The following is a 20,359-nucleotide window of genomic DNA, read 5'->3' as shown; positions in this document are numbered from 1 at the left end:
TTCCGTTCCCCGCGCCGCCAACCCGTTGATTTTGCTGGGACCGTGCAAGTTCCCGCCGGCCGGTTCATCCACCGTTTCCGCCGCGCCCCTATCCTTCTTCCCGCCGCATGGTGCGGCGTGGAGGCAGGCGATGCAGTTCGACTGGGCACTGGCGATAGAGAGGAACCGCAGGGACCTGCTGCGCATCCTGCACGACCTCTTCGCGCTGGCCGGGCTGGATTTCGACGCGGCGCCCGCTGCCGCCGGCCATGATCCCGCCTCCGGTCCCCATGAAGCCGCCGAGGCGGACGCCGCTTCGTTCGCCGTTCCGTCGGTTCTCCCGGCCATCCTGCCGCGCTTCGCCGTTCTCCACATCCGCCGCATCCTGCGCTCCGCCGAGGCGGCCGTGCGACGCCTGATCGTCATTGCGGCAAGAGATGTGGAAGTAACCGTCCGCCATGCGCCTGCGCTGAAGGTGAACAAGGGGTGCGATGCCGGAGAAGCGCGCCCTTCCTTCTCCCCCGGCGAAACGCTTCGGGCGACGAACGCGCCATGCGGCGGGGTCGCCGGCCATGGGGCCGCCACCCCCGTCACCGTCACCATACGCCCCGAGCCGCCCGCGCCGACGGAAAAACCAGCCGCGTCCGCCCCGCAGCTCGTCCGCGTGCCGGTGAACCTGGGGCTGGCCAATCTCCGCATCATCCCCGATCACGAACCGGAGGAAGAGGAGAAGCCAGACGGGCCGGTGCCGCTCGGCCATGTTCCGGCCTTTCCGCTGGTCGACCCGCGCAAGCGCTTCGACTACCTGCATCCGCGCCGCCGCTACGCGCGGACCCGCCCGCGCATCCGCCTGCTGGGCGACAACCCGCTCCCGGTCTACATGCGCCAGCCGCCATTGCCGGAACATGGTCTGGCACTGCCGGGCGATCCGGTTCCCGCCGCGACCCTGCTGCGCCGCCTCATCGCGGTGCGCCGCGCGCTCGACAACCTCGACCGCGAGGCCCGCAGGCTCGCCCGCCACGAGGCGCGCGTCCGCCACCGCCCGCCGGACAGCCGCCGGGTGATCTACACCGTGCTGCGCCCCGGCCCGCCGCCGGGGTACCGGAAGCGGAACCGTCACGCCATCGACGAGGTTCTGAAGGAATGCCACCGCGTCGCGGTATGGGCGGAAAGGGAAGGGCCGCCGTGACGGGGGAAATGAAGGGAGATTCCGGCAACCCGCCTTCCGGCCGGAGGCGCGGGGCCGGTTGCGCGCGCCCCGTACTCCGCTAGGATCGATGCGCCGGGAAGCGCGTCCGGCAAACGGCGCGGGAACAGGAGAAGGCCCATGACCACCATTTCGGGCGGATGCCAGTGCGGGGCGGTCCGCTACCGCGTCGAAACCGAGCTGGAAAATCCGCACCTGTGCCATTGCCGCATGTGCCAGAAGGCGGCGGGCAACTACTTCATGCCGCTGGCCTCCGCCCCCCGCGGCAAGGTCGCGATAACCCGCGGCGAACCCGGCTGGTTCCGTTCCTCCGGCATCGTCCGGCGCGGCTTCTGCCGCGATTGCGGCACGCCGTTGTTCTTCGATCCCGTCGGGGAGGCGGATATCGCGGTGACGCTGGGCAGTCTCGACGATCCTTCGCGCTGCAAGCCGGTATCGGAGGATTCCGTGGAATCGCGCGTGCATTTCCTTGCCGCATGGGCGGACACGCGCCAGAAGGTGACGGAGGACGACTTTTCCGCAGCCGAGATCGAGGCCATCCGGGCCGGCAACCGCCAGCATCCCGATCGCGATACCGATGTCTGGCCGATGGAGGGAAACCGTGGCTGAACGCAACCCGCAAACGCAGATGCCGAAGTGGCTCCTCTACGGTCTGGTCGGCAAGGGCGTTCTGGTCGTTGTGATCGTGCTTGCGGTGCTGTACTACGCCGAAATCTTCTGACAGAGGGCAACCGCCGAACAGGCTAGACAGGTAAAATGACACGCGAACGCATCTATCTCTTCGACACGACATTGCGGGACGGGCAGCAGACGCCCGGCATCGACTTCTCGGTCGAGGACAAGATTGCGATCGCGCGGATGCTCGACGACTTCGGCATCGATTACGTCGAGGGCGGCTATCCGGGCGCCAACCCGACCGACACCGCCTTCTTCGAACGCAAGCGCACGAGCAACGCGAAATTCGTCGCCTTCGGCATGACCAAGCGGGCAGGGGTCTCGGTCTCCAACGATCCCGGCGTCGCCGCGCTCAATGCCTCGCAGTCGGATGCCGTCTGCTACGTCGCCAAGAGCTGGGACCTGCATGTGCGCGTGGCGCTCGGCTGCACCAACGAGGAGAATCTCGAATCCATCCGCCAGTCGGTCGAGGCGACCGCCGCCGCCGGCAAGGAGCCGATGGTCGATTGCGAGCATTTCTTCGACGGCTACAAGGCCAATCCGGAATATGCGCTTGCCTGCGCGAGAACGGCGTTCGACGCCGGCGCGCGCTGGATCGTGCTGTGCGACACCAATGGCGGCACCCAGCCCCACGAGGTTCGCGAGATCGTCGCCGCGGTGATCGCCGCCGGCGTGCCGGGCGACCGTCTCGGCATCCATGCCCACAACGACACGGAACAGGCCGTCGCCAACTCGCTGGCGGCCGTCGATGCCGGCGTGCGCCAGGTGCAGGGCACGCTGAACGGCATCGGCGAGCGCTGCGGCAACGCCAATCTCGTCACGCTCGCCGCCACCCTCGGCCTGAAGCCGGTCTGGTCGCGGCGCTTCGAGATCGGCATCTCGGAGGAGAAGCTGAAGGGGCTTACGCGCCTGTCGCGCTGGTTCGACGAGCTGCTCAACCGCTCGCCGGCCCAGCAGGCGCCCTATGTCGGCCTGTCCGCCTTCGCCACCAAGGCCGGCATCCACGCCTCGGCCCTGGTCAAGGATCCCTCGACCTACGAGCATGTCGAGCCGGAAAAGGTCGGCAATGTCCGCCACATCATGGTTTCCGACCAGGGCGGCAAGTCGAACTTCATCAACGAGCTGAACCGGCGCGGCATCAGTGTCGCGAAGGACGATCCGCGGCTCGACACGCTGGTATCCATCGTCAAGGAGCGCGAGGCCGGCGGCTATGCCTATGAGGGCGCCGACGCCAGTTTCGAGTTGCTGGCGCGCCGCACCCTCGGCGAGGTGCCGGAATTCTTCGAGGTCGTGGCCTTCCGTTCCATGGTCGAGCGCCGCCACAACGCGGTCGGCAAGGTCATCACCGTCGCCGAGGCGGTGGTCAAGGTGAATGTCGACGGCGAGGAGCGCATGTCGGTGGCCGAGAGCTCCAACGGCCCGGTCCACGCGCTGGACATGGCGCTGCGCAAGGACCTGGGCAAGTACCAGGCCGAGATCGCCGATCTCGAGCTGGTCGACTACAAGGTGCGCATCCTCAATGGCGGCACCGAGGCGATCACCCGGGTCCTGATCGAGTCGTCGGATGCCTCGGGGGCACGCTGGTGGACGGTCGGCGTGTCGGAGAACATCATAGACGCCTCCTTCGAGGCGCTGATGGATTCCATCACCTTCAAGCTGATGAAGAATCGCGGCCACGCCGGCCTGGCCGCGGCGGAGTAGCGCCCGGCCTTCGCCGGCAATTGTCACGGTGACAAACCGCCGATTGCCGGCGCGAGGATACCGGGTGTAGAGGGACCGGCCATGTCAAGGACCGCCGCCACCAGCAAGACGACCGATTCGACGCGCCAGGGCGAACCGCTTTCCGGCTTCGCCTTCGCGCTCGGTGCCTATCTGCTGTGGGGAGGACTGCCCTTCTACATGAAGGCGGTCGATCACATGCCTGCCTGGGAAGTTGTCGCCCACCGGGTCGTCTGGTCGGTGCCCGTCGCCGGCGTGATCATTCTCCTGCTTGGCCGCACCGCCGACCTGAAGGCCGCCTTCCGTTCGCCGCGGACCATCGCGCTGGCCGCGCTGACGGCCGGGCTGATCTCCGTCAACTGGGGTATCTATGTCTGGGCGATCTCCGTCGAGCGCACGCTTGAGACCGCGCTCGGCTATTACATAAACCCGCTGGTCAACGTCGTGCTCGGGGCGGTGTTCCTGGGCGAACGGTTCAGCCGCCTCCAGTTGGCGGCAATCGCGCTGGCCGTGATCGCCGTGGGTATCCTGACGGTGAAGGCGGGCGGTCTGCCATGGGTGTCGCTGGCGCTAGCGGGATCCTTCGGTCTCTATGGCTATCTGCGCAAGACGCTGCCCATCGGCCCGACGCAGGGTTTCATGCTCGAGGTCCTGCTGCTGTCGATTCCGGCCGTCGCGATCATCGGATGGATGGTGGCGAGCGGCACCAGCCATTTCGGCCAGGTCGGCGGGGCCCGCGATATCGGCCTGCTCATGCTGGCCGGTCCGGTGACGGCCGTTCCGCTGATCCTTTACGCCTTCGGGGCCGAGGCGCTGCGCTACGCGACCATCGGCATCCTGCAATATCTGGCGCCGACGCTGATCTTCCTGACCGCGGTCTTCGTGTTCGGCGAGCCGTTCTCGCACTGGCAGCTGATCGCCTTCATCTTCATCTGGTCGGCGCTGGTGCTCTACACCCTCTCGCTGTTCCGTCGTTAGAACTTCGCCGAGAACCCGGCCTCGACCGTGTGACCGCGGGCCGCGGCGCCGATCTCTCCGTGATAGTCCAGCGTCATCTGCGCCGTGCCGCTGACGGGGATATCGATGCCGGCATCGATGATCGCCATGTCGCGGCTCACCGGCACGCCGGCGATGGCGAAGGACGTGCCGCCGTCGAAGCGCATCGCCGTGACCGGCGTCGCGTCGCCCAAGGCGTGCCGCCATGCGATCCCGCCACGCACCCTGGCGGTCTTGCCGAAGACGTCCGGCATGTCCGTTTCCGCCCGCAGGCCGATCGTGGCGATGCCGAGGGTCTGCGATGTGGCGGCCGCCTCCAGCGCGGCGTCGCCGCCGCTTTCGGTGAAGCCATCGGAATGCTGGTGGACGAGCGCCAGTCCGGCATGGGGCTCGAAACGGATGGCGTTGCGGTCGAAGGCGCGGCCGATCTCTGCGAACAGCTGCGCCGTGGAGGAGCTGTAATCGGCTCCGGGCGTGTCGTTGAAGGCGCCGATGGAGACCGCCCGCGCGGTGCTGATCCGGTGCAACGCGTAGGCCGCCCCGAAGCGGTAGGAGAATGCGCCCGACTGCCCCCCGGCATAGGCGCCGGCATGGTAGCTGTCCGCCGAACCGGATGAGGTCCCGGCATTGAACGAGGTCGTGTCGTAGCCGGTGACGAAGCCGCCGCGCCAGCCGTTGGAGAGGTCGCTGTCCATCCCGGCGAGGAAACCGCCGGTTCGCCTTTCGTATCCCGCCGCGTTGCCGTCGCTGTCGTGCTCGCTCCATGCGCCGTGGGCCGTCATCCAGGCGGAGCGCCCGCCGGTCGGTCCCGCGCCGAAGGCGGCTGCCATCCGGTCGTTGACCGCGTCGCGCACGAGGCGGCTGTCGTCGATGAACATGCCGTTGGCCGTCGCGTGGATATCGCCCGACAGCGCGTCGAAGGCAGCGCGGGCGTCCGGCGCGCTCAGGAAGACCAGCGCGTCGTATGCGGCATTGCCGGCGCCGAGGCTGCCGATGCCTCCGGCTGTCGCGCGCTGGTTTGCCGTCCTTGCTACCGAGGCAAACCCGGTGGAGTTGCGCGTCAGCGTAAGGGTGACGCTGTTGGGGTCGTAGCCGAGCACCGCGTCGAGGAAAGCGAAGTCATCGGTCACCGAGCCGAAAGTGCCGACAACGCCGCCACCGCCGGTGATGATCGTGTAGGTGGTCGACAAGGCATAGGTCGAACCGTCATCGGTGCCGTTCTCCGCCGTGACATTGACCGTCGCGCCATTGTCGATGGTCACCGTGCCGGTCGCCGCGATCAGGTCCGAATTGCCGTCCCTGTCGACCTCGACGGCATAGGTGGAGCCTGCGGCAAATCCGAAATCGCCGGCGACATTCAGCGTGCCGATGGAATTGCCCGGGGCGATCGTGCTGCCGGCATTCGCGGTCACCGGGCCGACCGTGCCGGATCCGCCCAGCGAGCCGCCGTTCACCGTGATGGCGCCGGCATTGCCGTTGACGACCAGCGCGCCGGCCCCCGATTTTGTCAGCAGCACTCCGCCAAGTGTGCCCGTGACGGTGAGGGCGCTGTTGCCGGCGGTGTCGATCGCAATGCCGCCGACTTTCGGATCGATGTCGCCCGACAGCGTCCAGTCCGATCCGTCGGTCAGGCTGACGGCGCCCACCCCGCCGAAATCGGCATCCTCCATGCCGGACCCGTCGAGTTCCAGGCTGCCGTTTGATGTTCCCAGGTCCACGTCGCCGACAAGGGCGCTGCCGCTGAACATCCGCAGCGTATTACCGGAATTTTCCATGAAGATGGCGTAGTTCCGGGTCGTTCCGTCGCCGCTCAGACCGCCGGCGATTGTCCCGCGATTGACGATCTCCACGGCACCGAGGCCCGCGCCGACAAGGTGAATGCCGATGCCGCCCGCTCCGTCCGCACCGTCGTTCCCGCCGCCGCTTCCGGCCCCGCCCGCGCCGCCGTTGCCGCCTGCGACCACCGTGGACGAATCCGACAGTTCGGCGCGCGTCATCGCCGAGTTGATCAGGAAGCCGTCTCCGCCGTCGCCTGCGTCCCCGCCATCCGTGGGTGTCAGGTTGTAGGCCGTCGTGCCCCCGTCGCCACCGGCTCCTCCGGTATGGCTGTCGGCGCCGAAGGTCACCGTCGCGGGACCGGAGGTCTGTGCGGCGCCGCCGTCGGTGCCATCCCCGCCGGGGGTCGATACGACATCGATTGTCACCGGAATAACGGGGAAGAGCTCTGTAAGGGGAGAGCCGCTTGAATCGGAAAGTTCTATGCGTGTATTGACGTCCTCCGGCGTGATGCTGATCTTGTCGTTGATGCCGGTCGCCGTCGTCGTGGCTCGTATGCCGTCGACTGCTGCAATCTTTGCCGCAAGGTCCTGCAGCGTGTCGCCGGGATCGATCCGGATCGTGGCAACGAAGACACCGTCAACCTCGATGTCGAACTCGTCTCCGCCAAATATCCCGTCCAATGCCGTCAGATCGGTCGAGTCGAAATCGATCCCGTTCCGCCAACTGGTTTGGGTCGGCGTATCGTTGAGGCCGATGGATGCGCCATCGGTGCCGCTTGCCCCGACCACGGGCGCGGCGGCCGCAAGGGCCGGAAACAGGCAAGCCGCTGCAACGGACCCCATGGCGAGTCCGTATAGCGACTGGCGCACGGGCACGGCTTCGAGTCGAGCGTGCAACGACATGGTGGAATGCCGGTAGCGGCGTTCGTGAGCAGGAAAGTGTTTGCGTGTCATGTGTCGTGAAAGCTCTGGACCTTGTGGTCCTGGCTTGTTTCCTCCCCGGCAAGGAATTCCCTCCGGGTTCGGCCCCGGCCGGTCGCACTGTAGAAGCACGCGGGAGGTCCGCTATCCGTTTCCCGCAAAAGTAGAAGGAACGGGCGAACCGGCTGGGAAGTCAGGAAGCCAGCGTTTGCGACGGTCTCTCGCCGAAGAACATCCGGTAGTCCCGTGCGAAGCGGCCCAGATGCAGGAAGCCGAACCGCATTGCGGTCTCGGTGACGGTAGCGGTTTGCGCATCGGCACCGCGCAGCGCCTCGCGTACCCGGTTCAGCCGTACCCGTCGTAGATAGGCCGTCGGCGAAAGACCTGCATAGTCGAGGAAGGCATATTGCAGCGTGCGTTCCGACACGCCGAGTTCGCGGCAAATGTCGATCATGCCGGGCAGATGGTCGTCGTCCAGCCTGTCCATGATGAAGGCGCGCGCCGCGCGGCCGATATGCGGGGCACGCATGCGGGCGGAATGGGACAGGTCGGTCGCCGTGCCGGGCGGCACCGCTGTGGCGATCTGCATGACGGTGTCGAACAGGGTCTTTTGCAACTCTCCCGTTCGCGGCACGCTTCCGGCTTCGCCGTCAGCAATCCGCAGGCACAGGTCGACAGCCTCCCACATGGCCGCCTTTCGGGGCGTGTGCAGCCTGGCCACCTGCCGCGGCGCGTTTTCCCACCCTTCGGGATCGAGTATCCGCGCGGCCTGCAGGAACTCCTCCTGGTCGAACCGCACATAGGCGGTCTCGCTCTCGGGGGGAACATAGATGTCGTATTCGGTGTTATCCGGCAGGAAGAAGACGGTTTCGTTGTCGTCCTCGCGAATTTCGGAGAAACGGGTCTTCGCCAATCGGGAAACCGAGATGGTGCACGGTCCCTTTGGCATGGCGCCCAGCTTCTGTACCGCCGCCTCCTGGCGCTCGCGCACGATTTGCTGGGGACCGAGATCGAGAATGTCCAGTTGCGCGACGCGGTTGCCCTTGGTGAGCTGGTAGCATTCCATGGGAACCCAGGACTGGGCTGCTGCCTGAACAGCGGCGTCACGGGCTATGACAGACCGGAATTCCATGGCGCCCGCAAGGCTGCTTCCGTGCCCGTCTTCCTCAGGAGTAATGCCGCGCCCCGACCTCATGGTCCCCCCGTTTGCCTTCGCCACGGCACGGCATGCGCCGCGCCCGGGCAGCATAGGGAATTTCGGCTGAAATGGAAAAGCCTACAATCGTTCGATGATCTTCTCGTCGCCCCCGCCGTTCACGCGGGCGTCGAGGATGGCCGGGATGATCTCTTCCGCCGTGTCGACGATCAGCGGCTTGACACGGTGGCTGGTGTGGATGAACCCGGCCTCGCGCATGTGGTCGAGCAGGGTGGACAGCTGGTTCCAGAAGCCGTTGATATTGGCAAGAACGATCGGCTTGGTGTGCCGGCCGAGTTGTGCCCAAGTCATGACTTCGATGACCTCTTCCAGCGTGCCGATTCCGCCCGGCAGGGTCACGAAGGCATCCGATTCCTCGAACATGCGGTGCTTGCGCTCGTGCATGTCCTCGGTGACGATCAGCTCGTCGAGCGCGCCGAGCGCCTTCTCCGTCGCTTCCTTGTTCATCAGGAAGCGCGGAATGATTCCGGTCACCTTGCCGCCGGCGTCCATCGCGCCTTCGGCGACGGCGCCCATGATGCCTTTCGTGCCCCCGCCATAGACGAGGCGGAGCCCGGCCTCGCCGATCGCGCGACCGAGGGTTCGTCCCGCGGCGAGATGGTCAGGGTCGTTGCCGGGCGAGGAGCCGCAATACACGCAGACCGATGAAAGAGAATTGGAAGCCATGTCTCCTTTTGACATCCCCCAGCCGTCCGTCAAGGGGTAACCTGCAGCGAGGTGGGGATGCATGGCCAGCCGGCAACAACTGTTGTTGAGCGCAGCGACCGCGCGATGTTAAGAGTGTGGCGGAACGAGGGTGGCTATCAATGAAGAACAATACGATCGCGGCTTTGGCATTCGGCGCTCTTCTCGTGATCGTCGCGTTGCTGAGCACGCCGTTTGTTTCCGATCGGATCAACGGCATGTTCGGCAAGGACGAGGCGCCGGCGGAGCAGGTGGCCGAGGAACCGTCTGCCGGAGCGTCGACGGTCGAGGATGCGCCGGCGGAAACCGGCACGCCTGACGGCCAGTCCGTGACCGAAACCGCGGACCGCCCCGGGGCGGCGGAGCCGGCCGAGGCGGCAACTGCTGCCGGGGAGGGGGCCGGTGATGACGAAGATGCTGACACGTCGATGGCCTCGCTTCCGCAACAGGACGAGGTCGCCGGAACCGACGTCGTCGTGCCGACCTTCGGACTGCTTCGCGTCGAACCCGACGGTTCCACCGTGATCGCCGGCCAGGCGGGGCCGGGCGCGCGCATCGAGGTGCTCACCGGGGACAGGATGCTGGCCGGGACGATGGCGGAGTCCAACGGGGATTTCGTAGCCATTCTCGAGGAGCCGCTGGAGCCGGGCGACTACGAGATCGTGTTGCGTTCGACCGAGCCGGACGGTGACGTCGCGATGTCGACGGAGACCGCGATCATTTCCGTGCCGGATAAGGGCAGGGAAGGCGAGTTGCTGGCGCTTGTCGAACAGCCCGGCGAACCGTCCCGTCTGATCAACACGCCGAAGCCGGTCGCGCCACAGGCCGAAACGGAACCGGGCCAGGCGGCCGTCGACGCGCCGGAGGCGGCGCCGGACACTGCCGCCCCGCAGGACGCGGGATCGGAACCCGACACGGAAATGGCCGCAGCCGAGCCGCAGGGGAACGGGGGCGCCGCCACCGCGGCGCCGGGCGACATTCGGATAGATGCGGTCGAGATCGATGGCGATACCGTGTTCGTCGCCGGTTCGGCCCGGCCGGGCGCGCAGGTGCGCGTATACGCAAACGATATCCTGCTTGGCGATACGACTGCCGGGCCGAATGGCCGGTTTCTTGTCGAGGTCAAGGTCGATCTGCCGGTCGGGGACTACATCATCCGCGCCGACGTGATCAATTCCGTGACCGCGGACGTGGTCGCCCGGGCAGCCGTTCCCTTCACGCGCGAGGCAGGTGAGCGTGTGGCCGCTGTCGCGACGACTCCGGAAACGTCGCCGGAAGGCGGTACGGTAGAGGTTCCCCTGCCGTCCGCGGCACTGCCGGACGGTCCGCCGCCAGTGCCGGAAGGCGTCACGGTGACCGGCCAGTTGAAGCGTACGAACTCCTCCGTGATCATCCGCCGCGGCGACACGCTCTGGCACATCTCGCGCCGGATCTACGGTGAGGGCATTCGCTACACGACGATCTATCTGGCCAACGAGCAGCAGATCAAGGATCCGGACATGATCTGGCCGGGACAGATATTCACGCTGCCGGACAATCCCGACGGCTAGGAAATAGCCGGCACCGGCATTTCCTGTCGGGCGTATTGCGGCGGGCCCGTTTTCATCGTATATCGCCGATAAACGATGAAGGAGCAGTCATGACCTCGCCGCACATAGCCGATCGGCTGGCGGCCTTGTCTCATCCGGCCAGGTTGGCGATTCTCGATCACCTTGCGCGTCATGAGACATGTGCATGCGGCGATGTTGTAGAGTGCCTGCCGCTGGCCCAGTCCACCGTCTCCCAGCACCTCAAGGTGCTGCTGGAAGCGGGGCTGATCATCCAGGAACGCAATCGCCCGCGTTCGACATACCGCCTGAATCGCGAATCGCTGCGCGGCGTCTCGCGTGAACTCAACTCGATAGTGGAGCGATGCTGCGCCGACGGCTGCTGCGCTTCCGAGTAACCCTATAGGATCGATTTCTTGACCCAGAAGACGGTTTCAGCCGATAGCGGCTCCACGCTTCAGACAATCCGCAACCTGTGGCCGTACATTTGGCCCGTGGAACGCCCCGACCTGAAGCTGAGGGTGCTTTACGCGACCCTGTTTCTTGTCCTGTCCAAGCTCGTGCTCATGCTCGTGCCCTACGGGTTCAAGTGGGCCACCGACGCGCTCGACGGCGAACTGGTCGCACCGGACTGGATTCCGGCTCTCCTGGTTGCGCCTGCCATGCTGGTGGTGGCCTACAATTTCGCCCGCATCGCCCAGGCCGGGCTGAATCAGTTGCGCGATGCGCTGTTCGCCCGCGTCGGCCAGCATGCCGTCCGCCAGCTTGCCCACAAGACCTTCGTGCACATGCACGACCTGTCGCTTCGGTTCCATCTGGAGCGGCGCACGGGTGGCCTGTCGCGCATCATCGAGCGCGGCACCAAGGGGATCGAGTCCATTGTCCGCTTCACCATCCTGAACACGGCGCCGACGGTCCTCGAATTCGTTCTCGTCGCCATCATCTTCGGCTTCACCTATGGCCTGTCATACGTGCTCATCACGGCGGCGACGATCTACTTTTATTCCTGGTTCACGATCCGGGCGAGCGACTGGCGTATCCAGATACGCCGCGAAATGAACGACTCCGACACCGATGCCAACACCAAGGCGATCGACTCGCTGCTCAATTTCGAGACCGTGAAATATTTCGGCAACGAGGAAATGGAGGCACGTCGCTTCGATGGCGCCATGGCGGGTTATGAGCGTGCCGCCACAAAGGTGTGGACGTCGCTCGGCTGGCTCAATTTCGGTCAGGCGGTGATCTTCGGTGCCGGAATGCTGGCTATGATGTGGATGTCGGCCCGCGCGGTCCAGGCTGGCGAGCAGACGCTTGGCGACTTCGTGTTCATCAATGCCATGCTCATCCAGCTGTCGATCCCGCTCAATTTCATCGGGTTCATCTATCGCGAGATCCGCCAGGGCCTGACCGATATCGAGCAGATGTTCGATCTTCTCGATGTCGCTCCCGAGGTCGTGGACAAGCCGGATGCGACGGACCTCGTCGTGCGCGACGGTCACATCGTCTTCGACAACGTCAGGTTTGCCTACGATCCCGAGAGGCAGATCCTTCGGGGTATCAGTTTCACCGTGCCGGCGGGCAAGTCGATCGCCATTGTCGGGCCGTCCGGTGCCGGCAAATCGACGATTTCCCGGCTGCTGTATCGCTTCTACGACGTGCAGGACGGTTCGATCACCATCGACGGCCAGGACATCCGTGACGTGACGCAGAAGTCCCTTCGCGCTGCCATCGGCATGGTTCCGCAGGACACTGTGCTGTTCAACGACACCATCCGTTACAACATTCGCTACGGCCGTCCCGATGCCTCCGACGCTGAAGTCGAACAGGCGGCGGAACTTGCGCAGATCGGTGACTTCATCCGCTCGCTGCCCGACGGTTTCGATACCATGGTCGGCGAGCGCGGGCTGAAGCTCTCCGGAGGCGAGAAGCAGCGCGTCGCCATCGCGCGTACCATCCTGAAGGCGCCGCCGATCCAGGTGCTCGACGAGGCGACGTCCGCGCTCGATACCGCCACGGAGCAGGAAATCCAGCAGGCTCTCGATTTCGTCTCGAAAGGCCGCACGACGCTGGTGATCGCGCACCGCCTGTCCACGGTGATCGGCTGCGACGAGATCATCGTCCTCAAGGACGGCGAGATTGCCGAGCGCGGCACCCATGCCGAGCTGCTGGCGAAGAAGGGCCTCTACGAGCAGATGTGGGCACGCCAGTCCGAGGCGATCGAGGCCGAGCGGAAGCTCCGCGAGGCCCGCGAGACCGACGATATGGGCGTGATCGTGCGCAAGACGCCGTCGCTTCCGGGACTGACACCGGAAACCGACTGACGCCGGTCAGTTGCTTCCGAAGGCGATCACGGCGAGAATCAGGGCGGTGATTGCCGCAAGCGTTGCCGTCATTCCGATCAGGGCCATTCGCGGGCCCATGGCAGTCATGTCGCGTCGCGCCGCCGTCAGCGCGATATATTGGCCGGTAACGGAGGCCGCGGTCAGTACGGCGACTGCCACGATCTTCAGCCAGAACACGGTACCGAGGCCGGTCCAGCCGCCATGGATAGCGTGAACGAGGTAAATGCCGCTCAGCCACAGCAAAATGACCGCGCCGAAGCCGATGCGTCCGAGTGTCCTCTGGATGCCGCGCAGGACCGGCGCGGTATCGGGGCCCGCCCCTTTCGCCCTTGCGCCGACAAGCGCGGCGGCGATACCACCGCCGACCCCGGCAGTGAAACAGAGGAAGTGAATTATCTTGGCGATGACGATCATGGACGGTTTCTCCCCCGCGGTTCGATTTCTTTTCCGATGTGGTAACGTCGTCTGCCGTTGCAACTCTGACCATGGGGAATTGCGGTCCCGCATTGCCACGATGGTGTCTACAGCATAGATGAAGGCTCCCGACATGGAAGGGAAGGAGTGGCAGATTGAATCTGGCTGATACGATCAGGAATGCACTGGTACCCGTTCACCGCGAGGGCTGGCCCTATGTCGCGGCATTCGGGGCAGGTGCGATTGTTGCCGGCTGGCTCTGGGATCCGCTGTTCTGGATCGGCCTCGCCCTGACGGTCTGGTGCGCCTATTTCTTCCGCGATCCTCCGCGCGTGACGCCTGTTGACGACGATCTCGTCATCAGCCCCGCCGACGGAAAGGTCACCGCGGTCGGGCCGGCGGTGCCGCCTCAGGAACTGGGCCTCGGGGACCGCGAGATGACGCGCATCTCTATTTTCATGAATGTGTTCTCCGTGCACATCAATCGCGCGCCCGTGCGCGGAAAGGTCGTGACCGTTGCCTACCGGCCGGGCAGGTTTCTCAATGCCGAGCTGGACAAGGCGAGCGCCGAGAACGAGCGCAATGGTATTGTAATCGACAGCCCGCACGGTGCGACCGGGGTCGTCCAGATTGCCGGGCTGGTTGCGCGCCGCATACTGTGCTGGACGAAGCAGGAGGACGAGTTGGCAACGGGACAGCGTTTCGGGTTGATCCGTTTCGGTTCCAGGGTTGATGTCTATTTGCCGATTGGCGCGGTGCCGCGTGTCGCGATCGGGCAAACCGCAATAGCCGGTGAGACCGTGATTGCCGATTACAACGGCCGTTCCGAAACCTTTCTGACCAGGATGAGCTGAAGTGCCGATGGATTCCGAAGGTCCGTTTCCGCCTTTTGAGCCTGACGGCCCGGGCGAGGCCGGAGATGCCTCGAGGAATGGCAAGCGGCTGCGGGACATCCCGCTGCGTTTCGTCCTGCCGAACATCATAACGGTCCTTGCCATCTGCGCGGGAATGACCGGGGTGCGGCTGGCCTTGGAACATCGCTTCGACCATGCGGTGGCGATGGTGCTGCTGGCCGCCTTTCTGGACGGCGTCGACGGGCGGGTCGCACGGCTGGTCAAGGGGACGTCCAAGTTTGGTGCGCAGATGGACTCGCTTGCTGATATCGTGAATTTCGGGGTGGCTCCGGCACTCGTGCTCTATGCGTTCGTGCTCGACGAGGCGAGTTCTGTCGGCTGGATTGCCGCGCTCCTCTACGTGATCGCCTGCGGAATGCGGCTGGCCCGCTTCAACGTGATGATGGAGAGAAAGGACAGCCCGAAATGGCAAAGCGCCTATTTCACGGGCGTTCCCGCGCCGGCGGGCGCGCTGCTCGTTCTTCTGCCTGTCTATCTCGGCTTTCTCGGTATTACGCCGGGTCTGTATTACGCGTCGGCGGTTTCCTTCTACACGATCCTGGTCGCTTTCCTGCTCGTGTCGAACCTGCCGGTATGGTCCGGAAAGACGCTCGGCGCGCGGATACCGCGCGGCTCGGTAATCCCGTTGATACTCGGCGTGGTGCTTTATGTCGCGATGCTGGCCACATTCACCTGGCAGACCTTGACGGTCTCGGTGATTGCATACCTCGCGTTCCTGCCGTTCAGCTTGCGCATGTGGCGCCGTCAGGCGGCCTTGGAGAAGGCCGGGGCAGATAGAGACTGACCGGCCTCAGGCCGCCCTGTTCTTTTTCTTCCTGCCGATTCCGAGTTTCTTCGCAATCCAGCTCTCGGTTTTCGCATAGTCGATCTTGCCCGTGCCGAGTACCGGTATGTCGGGAAAGGGAACGATCTCCGACGGGATCATCAGCTCGGTTGCGCCCGCCTGCTTGCCATATTCGAGGATTTCCTTCTTGTCGGGATCAGCCTTTGTGGTCGCAAGAACGATGCGTTCGCCCTTGCGCCGGTCCGGCACGGAAACGGCGGCGTGCCGGTCCTCGGGCCACAGCGCTTGCACCATCATTTCGACGGCGCCAAGGGAGACCATTTCGCCGGCGATCTTTGCGAAGCGCTTGGCGCGACCCCGAACGGTGACATAGCCCTCGCGATCGACGGAAACGATGTCTCCCGAGTCATGCCAGCCGTCGGGAAGCGGTTGCAGTTCGCCGGGCCGATCCGACTTTAGATATCCGATCATGACATTCGGGCCGCGAACCCATAGGCGACCGCCATCATTGACCCCGGGGACTGCCTCGATCCGGATCGAGATGCCCGGGAACAGGCGGCCGACGGAACCCGGTCGCTCATGGGTGGACGTGTTCGCGGCAACGACCGGGGCCGCTTCCGTCATGCCGTAGCCTTCAAGGACCCTGCAGCCGAACCGTTCGGCGTAAAGTTCGCGCGTTTGCGGCTTGACGGCTTCGGCACCGGCCACGACGAACCGCAGGCTGGAGAAATCCGTATCCTTTGCCGTACGCGCATATCCCGTCAGGAATGTATCGGTGCCGAACATGATCGAGGGACGCACCCGGGCCGCAGCCGCGGGAATGAGCTTGTAGTGAAGCGGCGAGGGATAGAGGAAAAGCCGGACCCCGTAGAGCAGTGGCAATATCGTGCCGCCGGTCAGGCCGAAGGAGTGGAAGACAGGCAGTACATTGAACAGGGTATCTTCGACGGAAATGGAGAAACGCGATTCCGCCTGTGCCGCATTGGCATGAATGTTGCGATGGGAGAGAACGACACCTTTCGGCGTGCCTTCGGAGCCCGAGGTGAACAGGATGACTGCGGGATCGTCGGCCTCGACGGGGACCAGCGGTCGTTTCCAGCTCAGGGCCGCCAGCAGTTTCTCCCCCACGCCGACTGAATCGCGCAGGTCTTCGAGCCAGACGATCTTCGTGCCATTTGCCTCGATCGCGTCGATCAGCGGCTGCAACTCGGCTTTCTCGACAAAGGTGCGCGACGACAGGACGGTATCGATCCGTGCGGTCCTGATCGCCGAGACGACATTGGCCGGACCGGCCGAATAGTTGAGCATAGCCGCAACCCGGCCGGCGGACTGCAGCGCAAGGAAGGTTACGACGACGCCATTCGCGTTCGGCAGCAGCACGCCCATCGGCTCGCCGGGTTTCGACATGGCCAGAAAGCGCTTTCCGAGAACACGCGCACCGACCAGCATTCGCCTGTAGGTCAGCGATCCCGTCACCGTGTCCTCGAGTATCACGCGGCCCGGACCGTAGGTCTTTGCCGCCTCCACGAAGGCGCGGAACAGGCCGAGCGACGTGTCTGCGGTATCCGTGCGTACCAGCGCCATGCGGTCGAACAATGCGTTGACGCGGGTTGTGAATTCGCGACCCGCCCGCTCCCTGAGAGCATCCAGCGTAGCGGCGGGCAGGGCGTGGACGCTCAGCGCGGGAAACAGCCGCCGCGGCGCCTTGGATGCCGGGGTAAAGGACGACGGCAGGAAGCGGGCATTCTTCAGGTGCAGGGGCACGACCTTCGCATTCGACTTGCGCGCCAGCAGCGCGACGGCGCGGTACAGGCGAAAGCCGGCCGGGTCAGGCTCGACGCTATCGGGCAGATACACCGCCAGTTCGCCGTTCCCCTTCAGGTGGCGGACCAGCCGCCGGTTGGCGATCATGTGTTCCTTGTCGAAAACGACGGACCGGGCCAGCGACCGGAAAGTTTGCACCAGCCAGCTGCCGGCCGAGGCGGGATCAAGTACATGCAGCGTGGTGTCGGGCAGCAGCGCAAGGTAGATGGCGGGATCGAGCCGCGATTGCTCGCAGATGACGTAGATCACGGGTCCCTGACCGGCCCGGATGCGCCGGATCCGGTGGGTGTCGATCCGGTAGAGAACCTTGAGCGGCGCAAGGTGAATTGCCTGCCGGAAGCCGATTCCGGTGGCGTTCATTTCCAGGAGTGCGACGACGACCAGCCCGAGGGCCAGTATCGCCATGCACGAGGCGAAGACCAGTGCCATATGCTCCTCCCGAGAGCGTCCTGACGGACTTCTCGTTTCATCTGGCGGAGACGATACCGTTTCGGTACGTCAGGTCAAAGTGTATATGCGGGCAGGGGCTGCGCCGTACCGGTCCTTCGATCGCGGCGCTCCTCTCACTCGGGCAGCCGGTATTCTCGCCATTCGAGGGACCGAACGTCCCATATCATTCCGGTCTGCGTCACGTCCGGGCCGGCAAGCGGGACGATCTTTGCCGCCACCTCGTCGGGTGCGGGAAGGATGGCGGGATCCTCGCCCGGCATCGCCTGGGCGCGCATGCGCGTGCGCGTCGGCCCCGGATTGACGCTGTTGATTCGCAGGGCCGTGTTCCGGGTCTCGGCCGCCCATGCCCGTGCCAGTGCCTCGACGGCAGCCTTGGACGCGGCATAGACGCCCCAGAACGGTTTGCCGCCATGCGCCGCGCCGGATGACATCATGATGGCACGGCCCCCATCCGCCTTCCGCAGCAGCGGATCGGTCGTGCGGATCAGCCGCCAGGTCGCGGTGACATTGATCGACATGACCTGTTCGAAGTCCTTGGCCTTGACGTGCCCGATGGGAGAGATCGGCCCGAGGATGCCGGCATTGGCGACCAGGATGTCGAGCTTGCCCCACCGCTCGTGAATGACGCCGCCGAGGCGGTCGATGCCCTCGAGATCGGTCAGGTCGAGCGGAACGAGCGTGGCCTGTCCGCCCTTCGCCTTGATCTCGTCGTCGAGTTCCTCGAGCGCGCCAGGCGTGCGTGCGACGGCTATCACGTGCGCGCCGAGCGCGGCCATTTGCAGCGCGATCTCGCGGCCGATGCCGCGGGATGCTCCGGTCACGAGTGCGAGACGGCCGGTCAGGTCGGGAGTCATGTCCATGGAAAGGGCTCTTTGCGGATCAGTTGCCTGTTGCGAGGATCGACAGCTGGCGCACATTGTCTGTGCCGTCGCGATCGTGCAGCCGGGTCGGGTAGGCACCGGTGAAACAGGCGTCGCAGTATTGCGGCTGCTCCGTGTCGCGGGCATTCTCGCCGACCGCGCGATAGAGACCGTCGATCGAGAGGAAACCGAGGGAATCCACGCGGATGAATTCCGCCATCTCCTCGACGCTCATGCGCGAGGCGAGCAGCTTGTTGGTCTCCGGCGTATCGACGCCGTAGTAGCAGGAGGAGATGGTCGGCGGGGAGGCGATGCGCATGTGCACTTCCTTCGCGCCGGCCTCGCGCACCATCTGTACGATTTTCTGGCTGGTCGTGCCGCGGACGATGGAGTCGTCGACTAGGATGACGCGCTTTCCCTCGATCGAGCGGCGGTTGGCATTGTGTTTCAGCTTCACGCCCATGTGCCGGATCGAGTCCGTCGGCTGGATGAATGTGCGTCCGACATAGTGGTTGCGGATGATGCCGAGCTCGAAGGGCAGTTCGGCTTCCTGCGCGTAGCCTATGGCCGCCGGCACGCCGGAATCGGGAACGGGTACCACGATGTCGGCCTCGACCGGCATTTCGCGGGCCAGTTCGATTCCGATGTTCTTGCGCGCCTCGTAGACATTGCTGCCCTCGATCTGGCTGTCCGGGCGCGCGAAATAGACATACTCGAAAATGCAGAACCGGGGCTTCTGCTGCTCGAACGGGAAGTGGCTTTCAAGCCCCTTGTCGGTGATGACGACGACTTCGCCCGGCTTGACGTCACGCACGAAGCGGGCGCCCATGATGTCGAGCGCGCAGGTCTCGGATGCGAGTATCCATGACCCGTCGAGGTCGCCAAGAACCAGCGGCCGGATGCCGAGAGGATCGCGGCAACCGATCATCTTCTTGGAGGAAAGGGCGACGAAGGAATACGCGCCTTCCAGCCGCTTCACCGCATCGATGAACTTGGAAAGCAGGTCGTTTTCCGGGCTGACGGCGACGAGATGCAGCAGAGTCTCGGTATCGGATGTCGACGAGAAGATCGAGCCGGACCGCTGCAATTCGCGCTGCACGGTCATCGCGTTTGTGATGTTGCCGTTGTGCGCGATCGCCAGGCCGCCGGATTCCAGTTCCGCGAAGAACGGTTGGACGTTGCGCAGGCCCGATCCGCCGGTGGTCGAGTAGCGGGTGTGGCCGATGGCGCGGTCGCCGGAAAGGCGGGCGATGACGGAGGGCTTGGTGAAATTGTCGCCGATCAGGCCGACGTGACGTTCGACGTGGAACTGCGATCCGTCGAAGGTGACGATGCCGGCGGCTTCCTGGCCGCGGTGCTGCAAGGCATGCAGGCCGAGGGCAACGAAGGAGGCGGCGTCGACGCGGCCGAATATGCCGAACACGCCGCATTCGTCGTGGAAGTGGTCGTCGGCCTCTGCCCTGGTATGTTCGATCTCGTTCATGCGTCGGTGCCGTCCGTTTCGCCGCCCGGCAGGTACTCGTCGAGGTCCTCGGGCAGCATGTTGACAAGGCTTTGCGCCAGCGAATCCAGAAACGGTTTCGACTTCGCGCCATCGATCCATGCGATCTCGCGTCCTCCGATGAAGAAGCCGAGGAACCAGAGTGCCACCGCCGCGATCAATATACCGCGTGCCGCGCCGAACACGAAACCGAGCGTTCGGTCGAGCGGCCCGATGCGGCTGTCGATGATCATGTCTGCGATGCGCATGGTGATAAGGGTCACGATAATCAGCACGACCAGGAAAATGATGCCGCCGGAGATCAGCTTGGCGATCAGTTCGTTGTCGACATAGGGCTGAACATAGGGCACGCCCAGTCCGTAGAACTTGATTGCGGCGACGGCCGCGGCCGCCCATGAGACGATCGACAGCACCTCGCGCGAGAATCCGCGCACCATGGCGAGCACCGCCGATACCAGTGTCAGTCCCAGAAACAGGCCGTCAAGCAGGGTAATTGGCATGTAAGGTATTCTCCGGAAAAGGCGCGCCTGGTTCTGTCATCGCCTGCT

Annotated in this window: 17 protein-coding genes; 9 read left to right on the top strand and 8 right to left on the bottom strand. The window is 64.9% G+C overall.

Going from position 1 to position 20,359, the window contains the following annotated elements; genetic code table 11:
• Window positions 1-130 precede the first annotated feature (130 nt).
• From HTY61_RS08295 to rarD, 4 genes are all read left to right on the top strand, one after another.
• On the top strand, window positions 131-1,168 hold the full coding sequence (locus HTY61_RS08295; RefSeq protein WP_175276344.1) for a hypothetical protein: 1,038 nt from the start codon (window positions 131-133) through the stop codon (window positions 1,166-1,168).
• A 138-nt stretch (window positions 1,169-1,306) separates the two neighbouring features.
• On the top strand, window positions 1,307-1,795 hold the full coding sequence (locus HTY61_RS08290) for a GFA family protein (RefSeq protein WP_175276343.1): 489 nt from the start codon (window positions 1,307-1,309) through the stop codon (window positions 1,793-1,795).
• A 147-nt stretch (window positions 1,796-1,942) separates the two neighbouring features.
• A complete protein-coding gene (cimA, locus tag HTY61_RS08285; RefSeq protein ID WP_175276342.1) occupies window positions 1,943-3,562 on the top strand; it encodes a citramalate synthase in 1,620 nt (539 codons plus the stop codon).
• Between the two features lie 81 nt (window positions 3,563-3,643).
• On the top strand, window positions 3,644-4,558 hold the full coding sequence (gene rarD / locus HTY61_RS08280) for an EamA family transporter RarD (RefSeq protein ID WP_175276341.1): 915 nt from the start codon (window positions 3,644-3,646) through the stop codon (window positions 4,556-4,558).
• Here the strand turns inward: rarD and HTY61_RS08275 are convergent.
• The 3 genes from HTY61_RS08275 to HTY61_RS08265 form a co-directional block, all read right to left on the bottom strand.
• Window positions 4,555-7,308: an autotransporter outer membrane beta-barrel domain-containing protein gene (locus HTY61_RS08275; protein ID WP_175276340.1), complete on the bottom strand. Its 2,754-nt coding sequence runs from the start codon at window positions 7,306-7,308 to the stop codon at window positions 4,555-4,557. The genes rarD and HTY61_RS08275 overlap by 4 nt on opposite strands.
• Before the next feature lie 160 nt (window positions 7,309-7,468).
• Window positions 7,469-8,407, bottom strand: a complete 939-nt coding sequence (locus HTY61_RS08270) for a helix-turn-helix domain-containing protein (protein WP_175276339.1) — start codon at window positions 8,405-8,407, stop codon at window positions 7,469-7,471.
• Window positions 8,408-8,551: 144 nt separating this feature from the next.
• Entirely contained in the window at window positions 8,552-9,157 is a 606-nt protein-coding gene (locus HTY61_RS08265) for an LOG family protein (RefSeq protein ID WP_428978286.1), read from the bottom strand.
• 140 nt (window positions 9,158-9,297) lie between these two features.
• On the opposite strand from HTY61_RS08265, the gene HTY61_RS08260 reads away from it, so the two are divergent.
• The 3 genes from HTY61_RS08260 (at window position 9,298) to HTY61_RS08250 (ending at window position 13,043) form a co-directional block, all read left to right on the top strand.
• On the top strand, window positions 9,298-10,725 hold the full coding sequence (locus HTY61_RS08260) for a LysM peptidoglycan-binding domain-containing protein (protein ID WP_175276337.1): 1,428 nt from the start codon (window positions 9,298-9,300) through the stop codon (window positions 10,723-10,725).
• 89 nt (window positions 10,726-10,814) lie between these two features.
• Entirely contained in the window at window positions 10,815-11,120 is a 306-nt protein-coding gene (locus HTY61_RS08255; protein WP_175276336.1) for an ArsR/SmtB family transcription factor, read from the top strand.
• An 18-nt stretch (window positions 11,121-11,138) separates the two neighbouring features.
• A complete protein-coding gene (locus tag HTY61_RS08250; RefSeq protein WP_175276335.1) occupies window positions 11,139-13,043 on the top strand; it encodes an ABCB family ABC transporter ATP-binding protein/permease in 1,905 nt (634 codons plus the stop codon).
• Between the two features lie 6 nt (window positions 13,044-13,049).
• On the opposite strand, the gene HTY61_RS08245 is transcribed toward HTY61_RS08250, so the two are convergent.
• Window positions 13,050-13,478: a hypothetical protein gene (locus HTY61_RS08245; RefSeq protein ID WP_175276334.1), complete on the bottom strand. Its 429-nt coding sequence runs from the start codon at window positions 13,476-13,478 to the stop codon at window positions 13,050-13,052.
• A 155-nt stretch (window positions 13,479-13,633) separates the two neighbouring features.
• Between HTY61_RS08245 and HTY61_RS08240 the strand changes: the two genes are divergently transcribed.
• The gene (locus HTY61_RS08240) at window positions 13,634-14,332 is read left to right on the top strand and encodes a phosphatidylserine decarboxylase (RefSeq protein WP_175276333.1); all 699 of its coding nucleotides are present in this window, start codon (window positions 13,634-13,636) and stop codon (window positions 14,330-14,332) included.
• Window positions 14,333-14,339: 7 nt separating this feature from the next.
• The gene (pssA, locus tag HTY61_RS08235) at window positions 14,340-15,176 is read left to right on the top strand and encodes a CDP-diacylglycerol--serine O-phosphatidyltransferase (protein WP_175276332.1); all 837 of its coding nucleotides are present in this window, start codon (window positions 14,340-14,342) and stop codon (window positions 15,174-15,176) included.
• 6 nt (window positions 15,177-15,182) lie between these two features.
• Here the strand turns inward: pssA and HTY61_RS08230 are convergent, their stop codons facing one another.
• From HTY61_RS08230 to HTY61_RS08215, 4 genes are all read right to left on the bottom strand, one after another.
• The gene (locus tag HTY61_RS08230) at window positions 15,183-17,429 is read right to left on the bottom strand and encodes an AMP-binding protein (protein ID WP_175276331.1); all 2,247 of its coding nucleotides are present in this window, start codon (window positions 17,427-17,429) and stop codon (window positions 15,183-15,185) included.
• Between the two features lie 134 nt (window positions 17,430-17,563).
• Window positions 17,564-18,304 carry an SDR family NAD(P)-dependent oxidoreductase gene (locus HTY61_RS08225; protein ID WP_175278478.1) on the bottom strand — a complete coding sequence of 247 codons (741 nt, stop codon included), beginning with the start codon at window positions 18,302-18,304 and terminating at the stop codon, window positions 17,564-17,566.
• Window positions 18,305-18,329: 25 nt separating this feature from the next.
• Complete coding sequence (gene purF / locus HTY61_RS08220) at window positions 18,330-19,793, bottom strand: amidophosphoribosyltransferase (RefSeq protein ID WP_175276330.1); 1,464 nt, start codon at window positions 19,791-19,793, stop codon at window positions 18,330-18,332.
• A complete protein-coding gene (locus HTY61_RS08215) occupies window positions 19,790-20,311 on the bottom strand; it encodes a CvpA family protein (RefSeq protein WP_175276329.1) in 522 nt (173 codons plus the stop codon). The genes purF and HTY61_RS08215 overlap by 4 nt, the downstream gene beginning before the upstream one ends.
• Window positions 20,312-20,359 lie beyond the last annotated feature (48 nt).

This window comes from Oricola thermophila (assembly GCF_013358405.1).
Classification (GTDB): Bacteria; Pseudomonadota; Alphaproteobacteria; order Rhizobiales; family Rhizobiaceae; genus Oricola; species Oricola thermophila.
This window is presented reverse-complemented; position numbering and strand designations above follow the sequence as displayed.

Excerpts from the sequence above, each read along its gene's own strand:
- HTY61_RS08295 (WP_175276344.1), top strand. The coding sequence starts at position 131 with ATGCAGTTCGACTGGGCACTGGCGATAGAGAGGAACCGCAGGGACCTG.
- HTY61_RS08290 (WP_175276343.1), top strand. The coding sequence starts at position 1,307 with ATGACCACCATTTCGGGCGGATGCCAGTGCGGGGCGGTCCGCTACCGC.
- cimA (WP_175276342.1), top strand. The coding sequence starts at position 1,943 with ATGACACGCGAACGCATCTATCTCTTCGACACGACATTGCGGGACGGG.
- rarD (WP_175276341.1), top strand. The coding sequence starts at position 3,644 with ATGTCAAGGACCGCCGCCACCAGCAAGACGACCGATTCGACGCGCCAG.
- HTY61_RS08275 (WP_175276340.1), bottom strand. The coding sequence starts at position 7,308 with ATGACACGCAAACACTTTCCTGCTCACGAACGCCGCTACCGGCATTCC.
- HTY61_RS08270 (WP_175276339.1), bottom strand. The coding sequence starts at position 8,407 with ATGGAATTCCGGTCTGTCATAGCCCGTGACGCCGCTGTTCAGGCAGCA.
- HTY61_RS08265 (WP_428978286.1), bottom strand. The coding sequence starts at position 9,157 with ATGGCTTCCAATTCTCTTTCATCGGTCTGCGTGTATTGCGGCTCCTCG.
- HTY61_RS08260 (WP_175276337.1), top strand. The coding sequence starts at position 9,298 with ATGAAGAACAATACGATCGCGGCTTTGGCATTCGGCGCTCTTCTCGTG.
- HTY61_RS08255 (WP_175276336.1), top strand. The coding sequence starts at position 10,815 with ATGACCTCGCCGCACATAGCCGATCGGCTGGCGGCCTTGTCTCATCCG.
- HTY61_RS08245 (WP_175276334.1), bottom strand. The coding sequence starts at position 13,478 with ATGATCGTCATCGCCAAGATAATTCACTTCCTCTGTTTCACTGCCGGG.
- pssA (WP_175276332.1), top strand. The coding sequence starts at position 14,340 with ATGGATTCCGAAGGTCCGTTTCCGCCTTTTGAGCCTGACGGCCCGGGC.
- HTY61_RS08230 (WP_175276331.1), bottom strand. The coding sequence starts at position 17,429 with ATGGCACTGGTCTTCGCCTCGTGCATGGCGATACTGGCCCTCGGGCTG.
- HTY61_RS08225 (WP_175278478.1), bottom strand. The coding sequence starts at position 18,304 with ATGACTCCCGACCTGACCGGCCGTCTCGCACTCGTGACCGGAGCATCC.
- purF (WP_175276330.1), bottom strand. The coding sequence starts at position 19,793 with ATGAACGAGATCGAACATACCAGGGCAGAGGCCGACGACCACTTCCAC.
- HTY61_RS08215 (WP_175276329.1), bottom strand. The coding sequence starts at position 20,311 with ATGCCAATTACCCTGCTTGACGGCCTGTTTCTGGGACTGACACTGGTA.